Below are 21,131 nucleotides of genomic sequence, written 5' to 3' on the forward strand. Positions count from 1 at the left end.
TTATATTTTATCCAAAAGTAAAATCTCTGCCAATTTCCAATCCATCATATCGTCAATATCGATTGAATTCTCCTTGTTCATCAAATAAGCGAGAGTATCTTCAGTGATGAATTTTTTTCTTTCACGAAAATAATTTACTTCTGACAAGTAAATTGATCCGTTCACTGAAAATATTTTAGGACTATCTTGTCTGCGCTTTACATCTTCCACATTCAACAGTTTAATCATCTTCAATGAATCATCCAAACGAAACATCCAGAACGGATTTTCCTGCGCTTCACAAACGGAAACGACGCTGTTCGTCTCTTTCTTCAGAGCAAATTCGATACAATCATCTATATCAGCACTTGTTCGAAGCGGGGAAGTAGGTTGTAAAAGCATGACATAATCAAACTCAGGTAGATTGTCCAATGCGTGTAGAACTGGATCGATTCCAGAAGAATAATCCGTCGCCAATTCGGACGGCCTAAAAAATGGAACGGAAGCTCCCGCCTGTTTTGCTACTTCTGCAATTTCAAGATCATCGGTAGAAACAACGACGGAAGTTAAATACTTGGATTGTAAAGCAGCTTCGATCGTCCAAACAATCAAAGGTTTTCCCGCCATCATTTTAATATTTTTTCTCGGAATACCTTTGGACCCACCTCGGGCAGGAATCAAGCCAAGAATTTTTTGATCAATCACTTTCTAAGGCTGGCTCCTGTCTGCATTTCAAACATAGATGCGAAATAACCGTTCGGCTTTTGTATGAGTTCAGAAAAATTTCCAGTTTCCAGAAGTTCCCCTGATTTTAAAACATAGATTCGATTTGCTTTTATAATTGTAGAAAGGCGGTGTGCAATAATGATGATAGTCGTCTCGCTCGAAATGGAATCGACGGATTGCTGAATCAATTGCTCAGATTCGGAGTCTAAAGAACTGGTTGCTTCGTCTAAGATTAAGATAGGCGGTTTTCTAAGTATAGCACGAGCCAAAGCAATTCTTTGTCTCTGCCCCCCTGAAAGTAAAACTCCTCTATCGCCAACGATCGTATCTAATCCATTAGGAAGCCTTTGAATAAATTGATCCGCATTTGCAATCTTGCAAGCCTCCCAAAGCTCTTCTTCCGTCGAGTCTTCTTTGGACCATAAAAGATTATCTCGAATTGAAGAATGAAACAAAATCGGATCTTGCGGAACATATCCAATTTTTTCTCGATAACTGTTTTTATTCCATTCATCGAATGCAACACCATCCAAAAAAATCGCTCCTCCAGTGGGAACTTGCAACCCTAAGATCAAATCCACTATAGTAGACTTTCCAGATCCAGACTCTCCAACAAAAGCAACCATCTCGCCCTTTAAAATTTGAATATTCAATTTTTTGAACAATTGATTTCTCTTAGGATAAGAAAAATCGACATCTACAAACTTAATTTCGTTTTCAAAACGGAAAAAAGTTCTATCTCCCATATGTTCTTTTTGATCTTTTGCATTTTTATACATATTTTGCAACTGTTCGTAACTTCCAACGAAGTTATCTAAATTCACCTTATTCACTAACATGGAATTTGCCAGAGGGATCGCTCTTTGCAAACTCCAAAGGGTAATTGCTACTTCAGAAAGAACACCTCCATAAGCAATCGCCACTCCCATACCAGCAAGAGCCGCAAAAATACCAATTACATAATGTAAATTTGATACTCCTGTTGTAAGCATCTGTGTCGTCAATGTTACTTGCACATGATCGTCATATGCTCTTAAATATCTGGACATAGAAACTTGTTGCCTACCATATCCTTGAACAATTTTTATTCCTTGAAAAGTTTCGTGCAACAATTCCATCATTCTATTAGCTGTAGATGTATTCAATGCACCTAACCTATTATTAACACGCTGCAACAACAAAAACGGAATCGTCAATACGGCAAGTGTAACGATACTAGTAACAACCATCAAAGGCATTAAAAATATGGGCAAAGATATGAGTATAATCAGCTGAAATAAAACTGCCAGCTGATTTGCGAGCGAAGTCATTGCATCGCCCACTTTGACAATCTCGTGCTGAAATGTATTTAAGATAGTTCCCTGGCTCAGAGAACCGAAAAAACCCCAACGAGCTTCAAGGAAATTTTGAAATCCGGTAACATTCAAATCACGAAGGACTGCATAACCAATTTTTCGATTGATAAAGAATATCAAAATCATAAAGAAAGAGTTCACTAAATTTCCAAGTGCAAATGCTGCTGAGAAGGCCAGAATTCCAGGTGTAATTTTTAAAAACTTAAGAATAGATATGAACTTCAAAGTGATATTGTTCACTTTGGTTAAGCTTGGATCCAATAAATAATCCGCAAGTGGAGCAACACTAACCGCTACCAATAACGACAATCCACCACTCATAAGAACGGCAAATATTAAGCCGAAAAATAAACTCGGATGCCTAATTAAGAAATCACGTAACAAAAATACCAATAAGCGATTTTTCATTTTCAATCGGCTTAAAAAGACATTCTTAATTTTCTAAAAATTTTTCGCAAAATTAAGAACGGCAAATTAAATATACCTAAAAATACGATCCAACAAGATTGCAAAAAAAATTGAGGGCAATCACACAATACGTTTTTAAGAGAAAGAATCACTGGCCATAGTTTATAGTTGGCGGTATTTTCACTTACAACAGTATATACAGTGGAAGAAATTTGGTGGTCTTTGAATTTTTTCACACGACTTAAAATCTCACGATCGTATCGACTTTCCCAAATTTCAAGGATTCTCGATTCCTCCCAACCCTTTATTAAAGATCGATAAAATATTTCTCCTTTTGCTTTAGAAAGTTTATTTGTCTGGCCAGCGTGACTACGCCAAAAAACTTGCGCATCCGGATCATAACCGCTTTCTCCGAAAATCGCATATTTTAATAACTGAGAAATATCTACGATTCGATCAAAACCACCTTCTTTTAGCAGCAAATCTTTACGTATAACCAAAACTTCTCCTGGTGCAGAAAAAAGTTTCTTTTCGTTTCCATTTAGTAAATCTAAAGCGAGCACAAATCCGTCAGAAAATCGCTTCCTCCGATTTGTATCTAAATTATTTCCCTTTATATTTCCAGAAATATCAATCGAAACAACAGAAGGAGCCGCAGTTACGCAATTAGGGTTTTCTAAGAACAAAGAAACCATCTTCTCCGCATAATTTTTACTCAGCAAATCGTCATAAGATAGATGAGAAACATAGTCCCCTTTACAGTAAAATAAACCGATATTCCAACAAACGCTCACACTAACGCAAGGATCTTTCCAATCAAATACGTTTCGATCGAACTTAACCAGAGATACGTTTTTTTTCTCTTCATAAATTTTTCTAAGATAAGAAGAAACTTCTTCAAGGGCTCCATTGTCGATTAACATCAATTCAACATTTTGATACGTTTGATTTAAAATCGATTCAATTGCCTGCATCACTAAAGACAAATTAAAATACGCATCATGAATAATCGTAAGAATCGGCTTAGTAGAATCATAACTTTCTCTTTTAGAAGGGAAAAAAGCGTATTTGTAATTTTTGTACTTATCCAATAACATTTAATAAAGTTAGTTCCTCTCGAATACTTGCACTTAAATCTGTGGACCATTCGATGTTTATCTTATCACGAATCTTTTTCGAATTCACCTCATAACTTAACTGATTCATAATCGGGCTATCGACAAACTCCACCTTCAGACTTGGTACATATTTCTGAATATTTTCAACAATCTGTCTTACGGTAGCATTCGTAGTAAGAACGTTATAGATCTCTCCATCGAAAATATCTTTTTTAATAAACTCGATAATCGTATTACAAGCATCATTGATTTCTAAATAAGGTCGCATTTGATCATACGCAGTTTTCCAAACTGTGATCGGTTTTCCAAAAGCGGCCTGCCAACAAAATTTATTTACTGCCGTATGGAATCGAATACCAGGAGAAACTCCTACAATAGTTCCAAATCTGAAAATAGCCACTTTTAAATTTTTCTCCAAAAACAAAGAACGAACTAATTTTTCTTCTTTCAATTTAGTAGTGGCGTAAGGGCTCTGAGGCTTCAATTCAAACTCAGAGCAGTTTTCATCGACTAAATTGTTTTGAGTTCCATAAACACTTGTCGAAGAAAATGTGATCAATTTTGTTCCTGTTTGCAAACAAGCTTCCGCCACTTTTTTCGTGGAATTAAAATTATTGTTTTCTACAACATCAGCTTTATCAAAACTTCCAGCCGCGTCTGTGACAGCGGCAAGATGAATGACTACGTCTGTATTAAAAAATAAATTCTCTAAATTCAACTTAGTAACATCCCCTTCAACAAAATGATATTTAACATTTTGCGGAAGGTTAAAAAGAGAACAATACCTCTGAGTCATCAAATTATCGATCATTATGATTTCCGCATCAGGGAACGATACCGGAAGGCGCCTAACAACCAAAGAACCAATATGTCCTAAGGCTCCCGTAACAATTATTTTCATTTTCGATTCTTTACCCATTCTAAAAATTCGTCATAACTACGAATATAATCTTCGATCTCATACCCTCTATCGCATAAAACAAGTAAAACAGAATTAATATCTAAATATTGCTGTGTCGCCCAAATTCCGGGTGGAATTAAAAGCCCCTCATTCATATTTTTAAGTAGATATTCGGTAACGGAATTCCCATTATCACAAGTAATTTTGATTTTTCCGTTCGTACATATTAGTAACTGAGAACATTTACGATGAGAATGCTCTCCTCGAATATCGTTTACGTTCGCAGTAACTGTAAATACTCTTCGGATTAAAAATGGGACTTGCTTACCGGATTCGTAAACGCTTAACGAACCATTTTCTTCCATAAAAGAAGGAAATCGAATAAAATTAGGCTCCATCATATACTTGTCCCATTTTTAAGAATATAAGAATGACGAAGACCAGATTCCAATAAAAAATTAGGTTTCCATCCAGTAGCCGATCTAAAAGAACTCGTATCATAAATAACGCTTCGACTGTCAATCGGCGAACCATTGATTGGCGGATCCATGTATTCAATTTTTGTTTTGAGTCCGCTGATTTCGAAAGCAATATTTACAGCGGTCTCAAATGCCTCTCTAATAGAATATGATTTTCCACTACCGATAATAAAATGTTTTCCGTTCGTATTTTCGATATGATCGGAAGCGCTTATGAAAGCAGAAACAACGTCATCAAGGTGAATGTAGTCTCTTAAAAACGTCCCATCACCGTAAATTTGAATCGTTTCGCCTTTTAACGCCCGATGAAACACTTTATCCAAAATTCCTCTATCCTTTTCCTGACCCGGTTTACTTCCGCCGTAAACATTAGCCAAACGTAAAATACATCCCAAAACCCAACCTTCACGGATGCATTGCTTTAGGTAATGCTCCGCGGAAAGTTTACTAATATCGTAAAAAGTGAGCGGTTCGTCTCTAACATCTTCATCGATCAACATTGATTGATGTAAGCCGGTTTCTGTAGTCGTTCCAGCAAAAATCACGATCGGTTTCTTTTTTTGTTTTTTTAAACATAGAATTAGATTCAAAAAACCAAATACATTAATTTGTAAGTCCGATACAGGATCCAATTTTGCTTGTGGAACGCTAGTCTGACCAGCCAAATGATAAACGACATCGAATTCAGGTAAATCCAGCTTTTCCAAATTTGGATCACTAAGATCAAACTGAATTGTATTTTTTTGTGGTCCTGCAATAACACTACGAGAATGATAGTAAATTTTTTTTCCAAAAAATTCTAATTTTGCGGCCAAAGCTGAGCCAATCAATCCAGAGGATCCAGTTATTAAAACGCTCATTGGACATTCTTATCATTATTCTTATAGAGAACATTATGATAATATGGAAATATTTCCTCCATTGGACATTCATTGACGAGAACAAAAGATTTAGATGGTTGATAGGCTTCTATATGTTGTCTTCGAGCAAGTCTAAGTTCTTTTTCATTAAAAATATCAATTATCTGAGTTGATAAACCAAGTGTCAAAACTTCCCTAATTTGATTAGGATTTCCCAATTTAATACCAATACTTTCCGGCGTATACTTACCGATTGGATTTTTTGAATAAAAATACTTTGCATTAGAGACCAAATTATCCATATAGAACTTTACTGTTTGTCTTGGCATTTCCTGAAAGGAATCTATATTGATTATCAAATCTATATTTTCGACTAAGTGAATATTTTCAGGAGAAATAAACGTTACCTTTTCAAATTCATCATTAGATAGAACTTTTTTCAGATAGGAAGAACTTAAAAGAAGCATTTCCGGCAAATCAACAACTGTATAAGACTTGACAGTACCAGACAATTTAATCAAACCTTGGCAAGTCCTTCCAAAACCAGCCCCTATTTCAAGAATATTCTGGCAAACTCTCAAAGGTAAATTTGCTTCTAGAAACTCATACTCTTCTACAGAAAAAAAATGATCGATATTAATTTCGGACAGGATCTTAGATTTTTCCCTATCAACAGTAATAAAAACCGGATTGCCTAAATTTACGTTACCTAATTTATTATATTTTATAAAAAATGAATCCGGCTTACGGCCGCATTCGTTCAACAAAAGAAATTTAAAAAACCTCATTGTAGGGTCAAATGGATCCCAAGCTGCCAAACGATTATTTGAATTGCCTGGCATCCTAAAAGAATTTAGAAAATGATCATCTATATTTTGAAATTTTGATACTAAGTCTTTCCAAAGATTTGAAATTTCCATTTAAATGATTCCTTAATGATAATCTATAATTTTCGAAAACGAGATATCTAATATAATTTCAATATATACAAATACTTTAATCAATTTATCTGGTAAGTTAGATATTCAAAGAACGAAACTTTAAAATCACTTCTAAATGTACTCTCATAAATAAACTCTATATAATAAAAAGATACTCCTTCAATCTTACCAAAATCAGTTTAGAACTTGCTGAAATATTTCCATGGGTTTTGGTAGAGGCTTTTAGATTAAATCCTTTAAGTAGGGATGAGTTTTATCCTTTTTAGAAACAATTGGATTTTGAATCGGCCAAGCAATTCCGACAATCGGATCAGCATAATTCAACCCTGCATCGTCGTTAGGATCGTATCTTTCGCTGACTTTATAGTGTAGGTCAACACAGTCCGACAATGTACAAAACCCATGTGCTAACCCAAAAGACATATAAACTTGCCGAATTTTATCGTCGCTCAATTCTATTCCAAACCATTTTCCGAAAGTTGAAGAGTTTTTTCGAATATCCACGACGACGTCAAAGATGGCTCCCTTCATTACTGTTAGAATTTGAGATTGAGGTCTTTTTTTTGTGAAATGCATTCCTCTGATTACATTCTTAACTGAATGAGAATGGTTGTCCTGCACAAATTCTTCTTTAATTCCTATTTCTTTATATCGTTCACTTTCGTATGTTTCTAAAAAAAATCCCCTTTCGTCTTCATAAACTTTTGGATAAAGAATAAGAAGACCTTCTATTGCTGTTTTTTCAAATTTCATAAATTACAGTTATATTAGGAGCTCGCCCAAAAACCTTAAAAAAAGGTTATTAAAAGAATCGTACAAATTCTAAAAAATGTAGGAATTCCTATAAATTTTGTCCTTCTGAAATGACTTACAACTTTTTGTATAAGTTTCTCGTAATTTTTAAAATTGTAAGAGTTCCTAAATTTTAAAAATTTGGAACAAACTATAAACCAAGATCCATTAGGTTACCTTTTTAAAAACTACAGATAAAGAATATCTCAATCTATACTTTTGCGGAAAGTGATCCATTGGCTTAGGTTGGTATTTGCCTAAAATCGGAGTATTGAAGGGTTGTTTTAAAATCAAACGATAACCTTCTTTACTCACCTCTTCTCTGAATTTTTTGAAATTTAAGAATCGATGAGGAATCTTTTTTTCATAAGAAATTTGATTCGAAAAAAATTCATCGTTATCTCCAGCATATAAGTCATCTACCAGAATATACTTAGGTTTTACTTGATCGATAATTTCAATAAGATATTCATTCGTAGGAAAATATTGAATTACACTGTTCGTATAAAGCAAATCACAGAAAGGAATTTTCTTAAAATCGGTATAAAATTGTACCTTTCTAGAATGATTGAATCTTTTAGATCTGGAAACAATACCAGGAATTTCTAAAATTGAATACTTTTTAATCTTACTCGGAAATTCAATAGAATCCAAATAATCATAAATCCAACCTGAAGAACCTCCGAAATCGACAATGATTTTCGAATTTGTCAAAGAAACTATCATCGGTAAATTTGTAGGTCTAGGCGGAACGGCAATTCCAAATTCTTTGATCTCCAGTCGAAACGAACTTAGCTGTTCTAAAATTCGCTCAAACCATTTTTCGTTAGAAAAACCTTTTTTTCCGTCAACGTCTCCCGCAGAACGAATCGCCTCTTCCCACGACGAAAAGACGCCATCCCAAACTAAAAACTGATTTGAAATTTGAGTCTCTTTTTTCTTCATAAAAGAATTCTTAAATTCATTTTAATGAAACGGAAGAAATAACCTTCTGCACATCATCCGAAGGTAATTCAGGATACATAGGAAGTGAAAGTACGGTTCTTGATAAATCCTCTGTTACTTTCATCGAAGAAGCCGTTTTAATTTTTCCCAAATATGCCGGTTGCAAATGAATCGGAATCGGGTAATGTACACCCGGAAAAATTTTTTCCGATTTAAGACGAAGGATCAATTCTTCTCTTTTATCAATCTGAATAACATAAAGATGATATACATGTTCCGAGTTAGGATTTTTTGCAGGAATCTTAAACGCTTTCGCTTGCAAACCTTGGTCGTATTTAGCCGCTATGGTTCTACGTTTTCCATTATCGGAATCCAGATTACGAAGTTTCACCCTCAAAATAGCCGCTTGCAATTCGTCTAATCTTGAATTTCGACCCGCAAACTCGCTGATATACCGATCCTTCCATCCGTATTCTCTAAGCATTCTCATCTTAGATGCAAGATGAGAATCATTTGTAGTAATCAAACCAGCGTCTCCCACCGCTCCCAAATTTTTCGTAGGATAACAGCTAAAACAACCAACGTGACCGATACTTCCCAGCTTTTTTCCTTTCCAAGTGGAACCGTGAGCTTGGGAAACATCCTCGATTAAATAAATCCCTTTTTCTTGGCAGAAGGTTTGGATTCTATCCAAATCAGCAGATTGACCATAAAGATGAACTGCAATTACAGCCTTTGTATGGACCGTAAATACCTCATCCAGCTGAGATGGATCTAATGTGAAAAAATTAGGATCAACATCAACTAAAACAGGAGTGGCACCTGCAGCTTCAATCGCGGCAACCGTTGCCACGGCAGTGTGAGAAACCGTAACAACTTCATCGCCGGGCCCAATTCCTAAGGATCGAAGCGCAATCTCAATTGCATCCGTTCCATTCGCAACCCCAATGGAATGTTTTACGCCGATAAAGGAAGCAAATTCTTCCTCCAAGGTCTCAACTTCAGGGCCTAAAATATAACGGTTACTTACGAGAACGGATGAAATCGCTTTTTGAATTTCATCCTTATAAGAATCATTTTGTGCTAATGGATTTGCACAAAGAATCATTTGATAACTCTTACAAAAGGGACGTGCGTAATCCACTTACCACCAGATTTCATAAACTCTTGTTCATTGGCCATAATTTCCTCTGAGTGATTCCAAGCCAAAAGAAAAGCATAGTCTGGATAAACCGATTTAAACTCCGAGTATGCTTTTACCGGAATATGAACTCCAGGAGAAAATTTACCCTGTTTGATCGGTGTTATATCAGAGATAAAATCGATCAGATCCGGTCCAATACCGCAATAATTGAATATAGTTGTACTTTTTGAAGTCGCAGCATAGCCTACAACTCGTTTGCCTTGTGACTTAATTTCCTTCAGAAGCGAAACTAGATCCGATTTGGATTTTTCAACATTCTCTCTAAACTTAATAAATGTTTCCAGTTTGTCAAGTCCTTGTCTCGTTTCCTTTTCGATGATTGTATGGACCGTTTCGCTCACCGGATATGCGCCTTTATGCGCCAAAACGTAACGCATAGATCCTCCGTGTGTTTTTTGAGGCAGCAAATCGATTAGTTCTAAACCGTAAAGATTAAATAAATATTGAATAGAAAGCCCCGAGAATAAAAATACATGCTCATCGTAAATCTGATCGTAAGAAGTTTTTTCAACAACATCCCCCAAATACGGATCTTCGAACATTACGACTCCGGTAGGTTTTAAAAGAGTTGCGATTCCCTTTACCACACTCTTGATATCCGGAATGTGGCACATTACATTTGCGGCAAAGAACGCATCCGCCTGACCGTGTTGATCTACAATTTTTTTTGCAACATCTGCATCAAAGAATTCTGATATGGTTTTTACACCATTTTGATTTGCAATCGCGGCCACGTTTCGAGAAGGTTCAATCCCTAAGTGATTGATACGTCTCTGTGCAAAGTTCTTAAGCATGATGCCATCATTACAACCAAGCTCGACTACAAACGGATTTTCCTTAGAAAGAAACTTCGATCCGAGGATTAAGTCTGCGAATTCTTTAAAATGTTTTTCCATATATTTAGAGGTACTGGAAAAGAAAGCATATTCTTCATGAAACATTTTCTCCGGCTCCGGCTGCTCTATTAGCTGTAGCATTTTACTCGTTTCAGAGAAACCTACTTCCATCTGAAAAAAATATTCATACTTAAATTTATCTTCCGTCAAAAATCCGTTTCCTAACGGTTGACGACCCAAATCCAATATCTTTTGCAACGATTCATTGCAAACTCTACAATTTGTTTGTTTCATCGAACTTCCCTTGATTACGCGTTAATGATAATTGAAAAGAATAAATTCTCAGTAGAGTTATCGAAAATTCCATAATTCAGATTAACAAAACTGCTTTAATCGACCGTTTCCATGAAACAGATGAAGAATTAATTTTTATTATCTTGAAATACCTAAACTCAATAAGAGTCCGTCTCAAAACCTTAGGAATGTAGGAGCTACTACAATCTTAAACGACAGGAAAAACTTTCAATACGACGATTTCTGTGAGAACTCTCACGTTTTTTAAAAACTTGCCGGATCGTTTAGAGATATTTTTCTTCAGGTTTTAAGACCGGCTCTAAGTAAATTTATATAAAGCCATTGTTGAATTTAACTCAAAAGTATATAGAAGGATAAAAAAGTTGAAGTTAAAAGAAAATCTTTTTTAAAGTGTTTATGTTTAGCTCAGTGTAACTTATTCGGTCTTTTCAAATCTGAACCTTGGAGTTGGTCGACCTATGGTGTATTTTTATCACAACTGTCTATAATTTTTTAAAAATTTATTTTTCTTACTTTAGTTAAAAAATTCAGAACCAACTTTATTCAAAAAATGAGACCCGACTCTAGCTTCAGGATGAAGCCAACCATGATATTTGGAAAAATTCTCCCATCCTTTAAGCTCTTTCCAAAATCGTTCCTGCAATTCTTTATCCTCATCCGTTTCAATCCATTTTCCACGCAGACGAGATTCCAATTCAAGAACTGCTTCGGAAATATCCTCAGAGGAAAGATTTTCTATCATGATCCCTGCTTCTTGATATTTTTCAGAGTGTTGATAGTTATTTTTCAAATATTCTTTAAAAGTTAAATATTTATTTGTCTTTTTCCATTTTAGATACTTGGGAACGGTAATTGCATATGCCCAAGAATTTATATTGCTTAAAGGTATTAAATTTAAATAAAGTGTTGGTCTTCGATATATATCTGCAACTGCATCTAAACCAGTTCCGGTAGAAATAACAAAATGAGAATGAGCCATTAACCAAACATCAAGTAAATCATTTTGGTCCCTTGAAAATGGGTAATCTACAAATCTTTCATGATTATAATCTAATCTTTCATTTGCTACCTTACCCATTCGAAAAACCCAATATCCCATCTCAACCAAGAGCTTTACGGAACTAAGGTAAGTATTGATTTGTGTATCTCTAAAATTATGATAAGAAAAGTCCCTACCACTCATATAGTTTTGAAGATAGGCTGAATCTCGTACCATTAAAGAAACAAAAGCTTCACCTTCTTTCCATCCTCTTTTCTTAAGCCAATTTTTACAAAAAATATTTTCATTCTTTGTAAAAGATATTAAATCAGTATTAGAATTTAAAACTCCGTTTTTGTCTCTTGAATTCAATCTTTCCGCTGGAGGAATAATTCTATGTAACGAATTCTTAAAGATTATTTTATCAATTCTATAAAATGCTTCTGCGATTTTAGCTACATTAAAATTTCTACATGTCATGTTATACCATTGCATATTGGATATAGGTTTTGGTATAAAATAGAAATCCAAATACCCCTTACTTTTTTTAGCTTCCACAAATGAGATACCAACATCCGCAACAAAATGTCCAATTCGGGAAGACACAAAATATCCAAATCGAATATGCTTCCATTTCCTTATTGCATGAATAAAAAATAATATCAATAGGATAATTGGAAATAAAATTAATGCGAATAAATATTCAAAAAGCCTATTAATTTTTTTATAAATCACAGTTTGCATTGCGGATTCTTTTTTTGATCTCTCTTTCTTTTTTAAAAAAGAAAAATAAACAAATACATTAATTAGTCGTCCCTGAAAAATTGAGATTTTTGACGAAATGAAAAGAAACAAGAATCAAATTGAAAATAAAAACGATGAAGAGATAAGATTTTCGAAATAACAAAAAAAAGCTCGAATGAGCTTAGAGAAATTAAACCCAGCAGCGGATAAAATCGCATTGATACGATCCCCTTCTTTACCTTTGAGAAAATTTCGAATCATATTGTGATCGTGTTTCAGATGAGAAATAACCGGTTCAATGGCAGATCTTCTATTCATCCACATTCTTTCCCAACGAGTCATTTTCTTTCTGCTTTTATTGGAAAGATAAACTTGAACATCTTCCGGATGATGATCTTTTCCTTTGTAACCCGTCGAGCGCCAATAGAAGCGAGACGCTTTAGTTTCAAGAATGATTGAGCTCATAAAAAGATCCTTCGAAAAACGTTTAGATCTGTTAAAAAAGGACATTTATGGGAACCCTACTTAAATTCAAACCGAGTCTTCGAAATTTTGAGGCGTCTACATAAACCTCCTTAAGACGAAGACCAACAATCTTTTCCATCTGATTGATGGCATCCTTCAAAGTATGACCATCATACGGATTGTCATGCAAGGCTTGAACTCCAACAATTTACTCGTGGTAACTAAACTCATATCTCTTATGAGATTTACCTTTAGAAATACATTCCACTTCCGGAGCATAAATACTATAGATTTTATTTTTACTATTTTTACTTTATGTTAAGATTCGTTCAGAGATTTCTAAGAGGGATTTAAGTCGCTTATTAGGATTTTCTACAGGATTCATAATTCAGGTCGACTGCTTTTATCGGCATAATATTTTCCGAGTTTTTTCTCAAATTTTTCCCAGTCTATCTTATTCGAGATTTGATACAACGGGTGTCTAGGATCCAAGATTTGGTCCAATCTATTTCGAAATAGTTCGCTTTGGTTCCTTTGTTTTGAGTTTTCTTCTGGTTTCATTTTCACCGACTTTTACGTGGTTTCTGGATGTTTTATGGGGATTTTGTTTTTAAGTTTTTCTCCTTGGATAGCATTTCATTTGCGTTATTCGCTATTTAGACTTTTTTCAGAAACAACTATTTTAGAAGAGTTTTTTGCACTTAACACAATAAGAATTTAAATGTAACTTTATTATTTAGAATTTACCGTAAAAGCTTAAACGCCAAAACTACTACAGATTTCAATCGTAGAAAACTTTTCAAAAATCCATAAATCAACAGAGTGTATAAAGATTAATAAAAAACACTTATTAGAAATTTATAAATCTCATTAACGCAAATAATAAGTCGGAGGATGTATTCTTTTGACATCTTTTAACACTTCTTCAGTCTGATTCATATAAAATAACCGAACTACAGAACCATCTACTTTTAAATCTAAAAAAGTGTTGGTTACATTAAGAATTTGCCCATGTTCTAAATTTTGCCAATTCGGAGGAAGTTCAGTTTCATCGATCTCTTCGGCGTGTTCAATTTTTATACATAGGTTTTGTTTACAGTATAAATTTGCATTAGGGTATGGCGAAGAAAATGAACGAACAATTCTTTTTATCATAGAAGCGGTCATTCTTGGATCTAAGATAATATCATCCTCCGTTCTTGTCCTCCAATAATTCCCTTCATTGTGATTTTGTAAAGAACCTGGAAAATCAGGATTTGTTTCCAATATTTTCGCTAATTTTACTACACCATCATAAATAGCTTTATTCATTCTAATTACAAGATCATGAATTCGTTCTAATCCAATTTGAAATGGAATCTGAAGTAAAATTTTTCCAGAATCAACCCCCTCATTCATTTCAAAAAAAGTAACAACCGAATTAGGAATACTTAAAACAATCATCCAGTGCAAAGGATGACGTCCTTTATTGAAAGGTAAAGGAGTAGGATGTGTCCCAATCAATTTTTTTGGAATTGAAATAATTTTTTTAGAAATAATTTTTGGCCAAGTAGAAATTATATAATCTGGATTTAATTTAGTAATGATTTCTTCAGATGAGGTAGCATTTAAGTCTTCAACTTCAAAATAAGGAATACCATATTCCTTCTGACAATAACTTAAATCTATAGAGTTGTTAGGTAATTTTTCCTTAGGAAGTGAAAATACTCCTACTATACTTTTTCTAGAATCCAAAAGTGCCTTAATACATTCACTAGTAGCTTGTGAAGTTCCAATAACAATATATCTTTCATCCATAAATCTTTTTAATTTGTTCAATAACAAATTTTATATTATCAATTTTCTGGGATGGGCCACTAGGTAAGTAAATTCCCTTAAGACCATATTTCCTAGAATTTGGAAAATCTCTATTTCCCTGTGGAAAATAAGAAGCTTTATCCAAATCAGGATAGAATGGTCTCGAATCAATTTCGGCTTTAGAGAGATTTTGAATGAAATCTTCCCTATCATTTGCAAGATATTCAATATATACTGGAACTTCTCCAGCCTCAATTTTGACAGGAATGCAGTTGATTGGAAGACCTTTTAAACCTTCTAAATAAACTTGGTATATCTCCTTAAGATATTCTATACGTTCTGGTAATATTTTAAGCTGTTCAATTCCAATAGAAGCAAGTATGTCAGTAAATCTAAAATTAAACCCTGGCATAGCCCATGTTTTAGGATCTTTAACATTCTCTACTCCATGCGTTCTAATAGCTCGAAGTTTAAAAGCAAGATCCGAATTATTTGTAACTGCAAAACCACCTTGCCCAGTAGCTATTGTCTTTGCTACAGAAAGAGAAAAACAACCTATATCCGATTGAGTCCCGAGATAGCCCAAAGAATTCTTAGAACCTATCGCTTGTGCTGCATCTTCTATGACAAATAGATTATTTTTTTTAGCAATTTTATTCAACTGTTCCATATGGACAGATCGACCGTTCATATGGACTGGAATAATCGCCTTAGTCTTAGAATTTATTTGCTCTTCTACTTTAGATAGATCCAATATAGGTCTATCTAATTCAACATCTACAAGGACAACCTTTGCACCTAACAAATAAGCTGCATGAGCCGTTGCTATCCAAGTACGATTTGGTATAATTACTTCATCACCTGGTTTAACTCCTATCGTCATTAATGAAAGAAGTAAAGCAGTACTCCCACTGGAAGTTGCAACTACATATTTAACTCCTAAATATTGAGAAATCTTATCTTCAAACTCAGATGTAACCTTACCTTGACTGATATTTTGATTCTTGAAAGATTCAATCACTCGATTGATTTCTTCTTCTCCAAAAGTAGTTTGCCACCAATGAATAGAATGAGTCATTTTACTTGGATCCTAAAACTTGCAAAATAGGAAGTGGAATTAGAAATTTTCCATTACAGAATTATAGTAATGTTTCTTCCCTAAACTCTGGCAGAGGACAAATCAAAATCAACTTTTGATTCTTTAATTTTGATTTGATTAAATCAAAATATCTCCAAGCAAGAACTATCAAAACAACATTATCTTCAAAATCTAAAATACTTGGGTCCTTAACAGGAATATGAAGCCCAGGACTATAAGTATCTATTTTCCCAGGATTATCATCTACGAGATAATCTAAAAATTTTTCCAATCCAAAATGATAAATTAAAGTGGTTGAGGTAGCAGATGCACCATATCCGACTATTTTTTTTTCTTTAAACTTTTCGAGTTCTTTTGTAAGAGTTGTTTTTACTTCAATAATCCTACTTTCATAATTCTTAAAATATGATTCGGTCATATTTTTTTCTTTTTCAATCCCTACAAATTTTTCCACATCTGAGGATACAACATGTAAAGAGTTTTTTCTTGCCCAATAATATCGAAAAGACCCTCCTTTGGTTTCTACGTGTTGCAAATGAATCAATCTCATATCAAACGAATCGAAAAATTTTATCAAAGGTAAAATTGAGAAATACGAAAGATGTTCATGATAAATAAAATCGAAAACCATATTATCCACCATATCACCCAAATATGAAGACTCAATGACCACAACTCCTTGTGGTGATAAAAGAAATTCCAAACCTTCCACAAAAGAATGTAAATCATCTATATTAGCAAATAGATTATTAATCGTAATCAAATCTACGCTTCCGAATTTTCCTTTTATTTTTTTTGCGAGATCTACATTAAAAAACTCAGGTAAGGTTTCAATCCCTCTTTGTGTAGCTTCTTCAGCGGTTTTTATAGAAGGTTCTACTCCAAGAACTTTTACATTCTTTCTTTTAAAGTAACTGAGCAAGGTACCGTCATTACTGCCAATGTCCATCACTAAGTTGTTTGATTTTAGGTTTAGGTTTAGGTTTTCGAAAACATCTTTTGCATAATTTTCGAAATGACTACTGAGTCCGGAAGAACTCGTAGTAACATAAATATAATCTCTGTATATAATTTCTGGATCAACTACACACTCTATCTGCACAAACCCACAATTTTTACATTGAAAAAGGTCTAGTGGATAAATTTCTTGATCCTTTTTGTTCTTTAAGTAAGCATCGCATAACGCAGTCGGGGTCAGGGGTAATATTTTGATCAACTCTGTTGATTTGCAAAGTCTACAATCTTTTTTTAAATAAAAATTATCCATTTTTTAATCTCTGTTCTATCTTATTCATAAATTCACGAACACCTTCTAGATCGTTCTCTCCAGGACTCCAAGATGCAAATATTGTATCTTCTTTACGAAAAGGTCCTTTCGTAATTTCTAAAAATACCAACCATTCCGATCGAATTAATAAAGTGTGATACATAGAAGAACGCATACTGTCATAGAAAATTTTCCCTGTATTATAAGAACCCATGTTTAAAACCTGTTCTATTTCCCCAGTTTCTTCAAAAGTAATAAAATCTACCTCACCTTCTAAAATCATCATCGACTCAGGCTTGTTTATATGTCTGTGAGGTCTTACATAAGTATCTTTTGGATGAACGATAAACATTTCTTGTAGGAGTTCGTTACCATTTAAATGTGAACAAATTCTCGCTCTTTGGCGCTTTGTTCCTTTCGCGATTTCTATTAATTTTTGAATATCACTTTTCTGAAGAGTAAAAAATTGATGAACAGAATGATATACTTCTTCAGAAATTTTAGTTTGATTGCTGTAATTAATCATAGACCATTTTTTTCCAAAAATCTGGCATAGTTTACTAGACGGAAGTATGGAATGATTTACACTTTAAAATCATTTTCATATTAAAACAAAGAAAATTTTTACTAATATCCCAATTAGTACCAACTTTCAGAAAACAATTTTTCAATTTTATGTTCATTGTGATTTCTAAATTAATAAACTTCCAATTATATTCAATCGAGTTCTGGAGAAATACATAAACCTAATAAATAATGAGCCATCGGATAAAAGCCAGTATGCACAACTTCATCATTCATTGAAAAAAGAAATACATGATTAAAATGCTTTTTCAATGATTCCTTAAAATTCTTCCCTGTTTTACAATTAATATGTCCTGCCTTACTACCCGCGGACGCATATTGCTGCGACTCCAAAGAAGGCATACCAATGATAGCGACACCATTTGCCGTTAAAGATTTTTTGATATTCGTTAGATATACATCTTCCAATTCAGGAGCAATGTGTTCCATAACATCTAGCGAATATAATGCATCAAAATTTTCTTTTATAGGATCTTTAAGAATATCATGAATTTTTGCAGTTATAGGCCACTTGTTCGATTGAATATCTGCAAACCTTTCAATAAACAATAGATCAAAATCCGTAATTGTTAGACGTTGAACTTCTTGCTTTACAATTCTGGAGCAAAATCCATCTCCACAGCCTATTTCAGCTACATTATTATACCCTGATAAAATTTTAGCAACGAATTTATATCTTGAAGCAGTAAACAAAAGTCTCTTTGGATCTTCATACCAAACAGCGTTATTCATTAGACCAAATTTGGACAAACCAATTTTTTCTTCCAATTCAATCAATGATTGATTCACAGGATCTTTAGTACGTTTCATTTTTTTCTCACAACATAATTAAAAATAAATTTACACTAAAATTTTCATAGAAAAACGAAATAATATAAGTTCAAAGTTTTATGCAATTTTCGTGATAAACTTTATTTTTCCTACCATTCAATTTCAACCTATCTTTTGACTTTCACATTGAATTACATGAAACCCAACTTCGTTTTTTTATAAAATTTAAAATTCTGTTGGTTTATAAACTTCGATTATTCAAAAAATATAAACTCATAATCCCCAGTATAACCGAATTCACGGTACAACCAGATCCATTCGGAAACTTCTAATAAAGATTCTGCGGTTAAAGCCCAACATTCTAGATTAAAAAGTTCTTTTTCATTTCTATAACTTTCTAACATTAAATAACCGTCTTTACCAACTCTTTCCATTTCTTTCAAAGCAGACTTAAGTTCAAATAACTTTAAGTTATGGAAGGTACCCAATGAAATGACTAAATCAAATTCATTATTTCCAAATGGATAAGGATCTTGAGCTTTATACTGGAATAAGTAAGGCTTTACTTCTTCTTTTGCATTTTCAAGACCATAAACTGAAGAATCAAAACCTATCACCTCAAGTCTAGGTTCGATTAATAGCATTTCATAGAGTAAAAAACCTTTTCCACATCCCACATCTAAAACCTTGGATCCAGGTTTAAGGTTGTAGTCTTCAATTAAAGTTTCTGCAACTGGCTTCCATCTGCCGGGAATATATTTGTATCCACCGTAGCCAAAACGACGATCTCCATCCCAATAATCAAAGCCGTATTCTTTCGCCTTGATCATACATTCTATTTTATGATCCTGCATACGAGCAAGATAATCTCTCTGAGTCGCTTTGTGAAGCGATGTAACTATACTCTTAAGCTTTCCCATTTTTAATCATCTATTGAGAAAAATTTTATCTAAGAAACTTTTAATTTTATAAAGATTTTCACTAACGCCTGGAACTAAAGGAAGTCTCTCATCCAATTCTTCCCATAAAAACCATTTCATTGCAAGACCTTCATTTAAAGTAAGAACATCTTCTTTCACTTCAAAATAAACTGGCAAACAATGATTACACGTAATTTGTTTGCCTCTCCATTCCCAATGAAACAGCTCTTCTCCAATACTTCCCGGAAGACATCCAAGTTCTTCTTCTAACTCACGACACAATGCATCTTTAAGATTTTCACCGGATTCAACCTGTCCGCCGAAAAAAGTCCAATAACCTTGAAATATGATTCCCGGAGTATAATCACGTTGCTGCAATAAAATACGTTGATCATCTCTATAAATTAAAGCTTTCACTGCATGGCCAATTGAAGAATACATAAATCAATAATTCAAACAATCAGGTAATATAAGTTTAATTTTCCAAAGATTTTCAATACGCTCCATCTCTTCTTGGTTACTTAGTTTTAAACCTTCTACTGCAAAATAGCAAATTTTGTTAGATGAAAGAATACGATCATAAAAACGTTTTCTATTTTCCAAATCAATAGGAAGCTGAAATAGACTATATAAAATAATTCCCTCTAAGTTTACTAGTTCGTCTAAAACTTGTTCCAAAATCAAATGACAGTTTTCCATCGCATACTCAGTTGCGCTTAATAAATAATGTAAATCATTTCTCTGGCAGAAATCTCTGATTACGATATTTTGAACGTGCTGTGGAACTCTTTCTCCTAAAAACGGTCGACTAAAAATGTATCCCCTAACCTTTTTCATTTTACTTTTGGAAACTGATATTCCATTCCAATTTTAGAAGTAGCGCGTAACGTAATCGGTTCAAAAAACTCTCCCAATTTTTTATCACCATAAGGAGTGAAAACTGATTTAAATCTACAGTTCATAGACCATCTTGTATCCGATTCCTCGTTCACTCTATTCCCATGAGGATAACCTTGATCAAATAAAAGTATTTCTCCATATTTAACTTCCAGCCATTGAACATCTTTGGAGATTGACTGAAATAAATCTTCACTACTTATTCCTGACTGATTTTTAAAATCAGAAATTAATTTTTTAGAAGAATTAGGTGGAAGTAAATACATAGATTTTGTTTTATAACAATCCACAATAGGCAACCAAACCACAATCTCATAAGGGGAATCTCCGGACCATGTATCCGAATGAACTGGGAGAAGAGAACTATCATCCTTTGGAAATTGAATACTTAAATTTACCCTTAGCTGCATGGACAATTCATTACCAACTAACGTTTCTAAATAAGGTTTAGCCACTTTATAGTAATGATAACGAAAATCTTTTAAGGAATTCATAGACTGAATTACTTTCAAACGAAAAGAATTCAAATCACTCACAGAAACCTTTTTATGAATTTGATTCAGAAGAATATTCGATGATTCTTTCGTAGATAAACCTAAAATATTTCTGATTATATCCGCTATACTTTCTTTGATCCAATCTAACGAATTGAGATCAGCTACCTTTTGAATGGTATAACCATTCCGAATATACTCATCTGTTATTTGCTGTTCATACTCAGATAAAAACATATTTTTTAATTCATTTT

The 21,131-nt window shown here is 33.6% G+C and carries 23 protein-coding genes and 1 pseudogene; all 24 read right to left on the reverse strand.

The annotated features are described in order from the left end of the window. Positions 1-684, reverse strand: a complete 684-nt coding sequence (locus CLV95_RS02290) for an acylneuraminate cytidylyltransferase family protein (RefSeq protein ID WP_002733672.1) — start codon at positions 682-684, stop codon at positions 1-3. After that, a complete protein-coding gene (locus tag CLV95_RS02295; protein ID WP_002733589.1) occupies positions 681-2,468 on the reverse strand; it encodes an ABC transporter ATP-binding protein in 1,788 nt (595 codons plus the stop codon). Before CLV95_RS02295 ends, CLV95_RS02290 begins: the two co-directional genes overlap by 4 nt. Before the next feature lie 11 nt (positions 2,469-2,479). Further along, positions 2,480-3,565 carry a glycosyltransferase family A protein gene (locus CLV95_RS02300; RefSeq protein ID WP_002733688.1) on the reverse strand — a complete coding sequence of 362 codons (1,086 nt, stop codon included), beginning with the start codon at positions 3,563-3,565 and terminating at the stop codon, positions 2,480-2,482. After that, positions 3,552-4,487 carry an SDR family oxidoreductase gene (locus tag CLV95_RS02305; RefSeq protein ID WP_002744551.1) on the reverse strand — a complete coding sequence of 312 codons (936 nt, stop codon included), beginning with the start codon at positions 4,485-4,487 and terminating at the stop codon, positions 3,552-3,554. Before CLV95_RS02305 ends, CLV95_RS02300 begins: the two co-directional genes overlap by 14 nt. Beyond that, positions 4,484-4,888 (reverse strand): sugar 3,4-ketoisomerase, encoded by a 405-nt coding sequence (locus tag CLV95_RS02310; RefSeq protein ID WP_002738232.1) that lies wholly within the window; start codon positions 4,886-4,888, stop codon positions 4,484-4,486. Before CLV95_RS02310 ends, CLV95_RS02305 begins: the two co-directional genes overlap by 4 nt. Further along, the gene (locus CLV95_RS02315) at positions 4,885-5,826 is read right to left on the reverse strand and encodes an NAD-dependent epimerase/dehydratase family protein (protein WP_016749081.1); all 942 of its coding nucleotides are present in this window, start codon (positions 5,824-5,826) and stop codon (positions 4,885-4,887) included. Before CLV95_RS02315 ends, CLV95_RS02310 begins: the two co-directional genes overlap by 4 nt. Beyond that, positions 5,823-6,746: a putative sugar O-methyltransferase gene (locus CLV95_RS02320; RefSeq protein WP_002733732.1), complete on the reverse strand. Its 924-nt coding sequence runs from the start codon at positions 6,744-6,746 to the stop codon at positions 5,823-5,825. Before CLV95_RS02320 ends, CLV95_RS02315 begins: the two co-directional genes overlap by 4 nt. Positions 6,747-6,989: 243 nt before the next feature. Beyond that, positions 6,990-7,520, reverse strand: coding sequence for a dTDP-4-dehydrorhamnose 3,5-epimerase (rfbC, locus tag CLV95_RS02325; protein ID WP_002733611.1), 531 nt, complete (start codon positions 7,518-7,520; stop codon positions 6,990-6,992). A 207-nt stretch (positions 7,521-7,727) separates the two neighbouring features. Beyond that, the gene (locus CLV95_RS02330; RefSeq protein WP_002733741.1) at positions 7,728-8,504 is read right to left on the reverse strand and encodes a methyltransferase, TIGR04325 family; all 777 of its coding nucleotides are present in this window, start codon (positions 8,502-8,504) and stop codon (positions 7,728-7,730) included. Between the two features lie 16 nt (positions 8,505-8,520). Continuing rightward, positions 8,521-9,612, reverse strand: a complete 1,092-nt coding sequence (locus CLV95_RS02335; protein ID WP_002733737.1) for a DegT/DnrJ/EryC1/StrS family aminotransferase — start codon at positions 9,610-9,612, stop codon at positions 8,521-8,523. Next, complete coding sequence (locus tag CLV95_RS02340) at positions 9,609-10,838, reverse strand: class I SAM-dependent methyltransferase (RefSeq protein ID WP_002733555.1); 1,230 nt, start codon at positions 10,836-10,838, stop codon at positions 9,609-9,611. Before CLV95_RS02340 ends, CLV95_RS02335 begins: the two co-directional genes overlap by 4 nt. Positions 10,839-11,373: 535 nt before the next feature. After that, positions 11,374-12,582 carry a TIGR04372 family glycosyltransferase gene (locus CLV95_RS02345; RefSeq protein WP_016561424.1) on the reverse strand — a complete coding sequence of 403 codons (1,209 nt, stop codon included), beginning with the start codon at positions 12,580-12,582 and terminating at the stop codon, positions 11,374-11,376. Positions 12,583-12,696: 114 nt separating this feature from the next. Continuing rightward, positions 12,697-12,897 (reverse strand): annotated as a pseudogene (locus CLV95_RS19995) (transposase); the annotation flags it as partial. 181 nt (positions 12,898-13,078) lie between these two features. After that, positions 13,079-13,237 (reverse strand): hypothetical protein, encoded by a 159-nt coding sequence (locus CLV95_RS18705; RefSeq protein WP_002733621.1) that lies wholly within the window; start codon positions 13,235-13,237, stop codon positions 13,079-13,081. Positions 13,238-13,428: 191 nt separating this feature from the next. Beyond that, positions 13,429-13,608, reverse strand: coding sequence for a transposase (locus tag CLV95_RS20220; protein WP_002733750.1), 180 nt, complete (start codon positions 13,606-13,608; stop codon positions 13,429-13,431). A 309-nt stretch (positions 13,609-13,917) separates the two neighbouring features. Then, positions 13,918-14,844 (reverse strand): formyltransferase family protein, encoded by a 927-nt coding sequence (locus CLV95_RS02360; RefSeq protein ID WP_002733755.1) that lies wholly within the window; start codon positions 14,842-14,844, stop codon positions 13,918-13,920. Beyond that, the gene (locus CLV95_RS02365; protein WP_002733587.1) at positions 14,837-15,922 is read right to left on the reverse strand and encodes a DegT/DnrJ/EryC1/StrS aminotransferase family protein; all 1,086 of its coding nucleotides are present in this window, start codon (positions 15,920-15,922) and stop codon (positions 14,837-14,839) included. The genes CLV95_RS02360 and CLV95_RS02365 overlap by 8 nt, the downstream gene beginning before the upstream one ends. 61 nt (positions 15,923-15,983) lie before the next feature. Continuing rightward, positions 15,984-17,210: a class I SAM-dependent methyltransferase gene (locus CLV95_RS02370; protein ID WP_002738333.1), complete on the reverse strand. Its 1,227-nt coding sequence runs from the start codon at positions 17,208-17,210 to the stop codon at positions 15,984-15,986. Continuing rightward, complete coding sequence (locus tag CLV95_RS02375; RefSeq protein WP_002733615.1) at positions 17,203-17,736, reverse strand: WbuC family cupin fold metalloprotein; 534 nt, start codon at positions 17,734-17,736, stop codon at positions 17,203-17,205. Before CLV95_RS02375 ends, CLV95_RS02370 begins: the two co-directional genes overlap by 8 nt. 191 nt (positions 17,737-17,927) lie before the next feature. Then, positions 17,928-18,605: a class I SAM-dependent methyltransferase gene (locus CLV95_RS02380; RefSeq protein ID WP_002733578.1), complete on the reverse strand. Its 678-nt coding sequence runs from the start codon at positions 18,603-18,605 to the stop codon at positions 17,928-17,930. A 215-nt stretch (positions 18,606-18,820) separates the two neighbouring features. Then, entirely contained in the window at positions 18,821-19,486 is a 666-nt protein-coding gene (locus tag CLV95_RS02385) for a class I SAM-dependent methyltransferase (RefSeq protein ID WP_002733760.1), read from the reverse strand. Between the two features lie 6 nt (positions 19,487-19,492). Beyond that, the gene (locus tag CLV95_RS02390; protein ID WP_017853480.1) at positions 19,493-19,927 is read right to left on the reverse strand and encodes an NUDIX hydrolase; all 435 of its coding nucleotides are present in this window, start codon (positions 19,925-19,927) and stop codon (positions 19,493-19,495) included. A 3-nt stretch (positions 19,928-19,930) separates the two neighbouring features. Further along, complete coding sequence (locus CLV95_RS02395) at positions 19,931-20,323, reverse strand: LIC12192 family sporadic carbohydrate cluster protein (protein ID WP_002733551.1); 393 nt, start codon at positions 20,321-20,323, stop codon at positions 19,931-19,933. Beyond that, a complete protein-coding gene (locus CLV95_RS02400) occupies positions 20,320-21,114 on the reverse strand; it encodes a sporadic carbohydrate cluster 2OG-Fe(II) oxygenase (RefSeq protein WP_002733549.1) in 795 nt (264 codons plus the stop codon). Before CLV95_RS02400 ends, CLV95_RS02395 begins: the two co-directional genes overlap by 4 nt. Between the last annotated feature and the right edge of the window lie 17 nt (positions 21,115-21,131).

Source organism: Leptospira borgpetersenii serovar Javanica (genome assembly GCF_003046425.1).
In the GTDB taxonomy this organism is placed as follows: Bacteria; Spirochaetota; Leptospiria; order Leptospirales; family Leptospiraceae; genus Leptospira; species Leptospira borgpetersenii.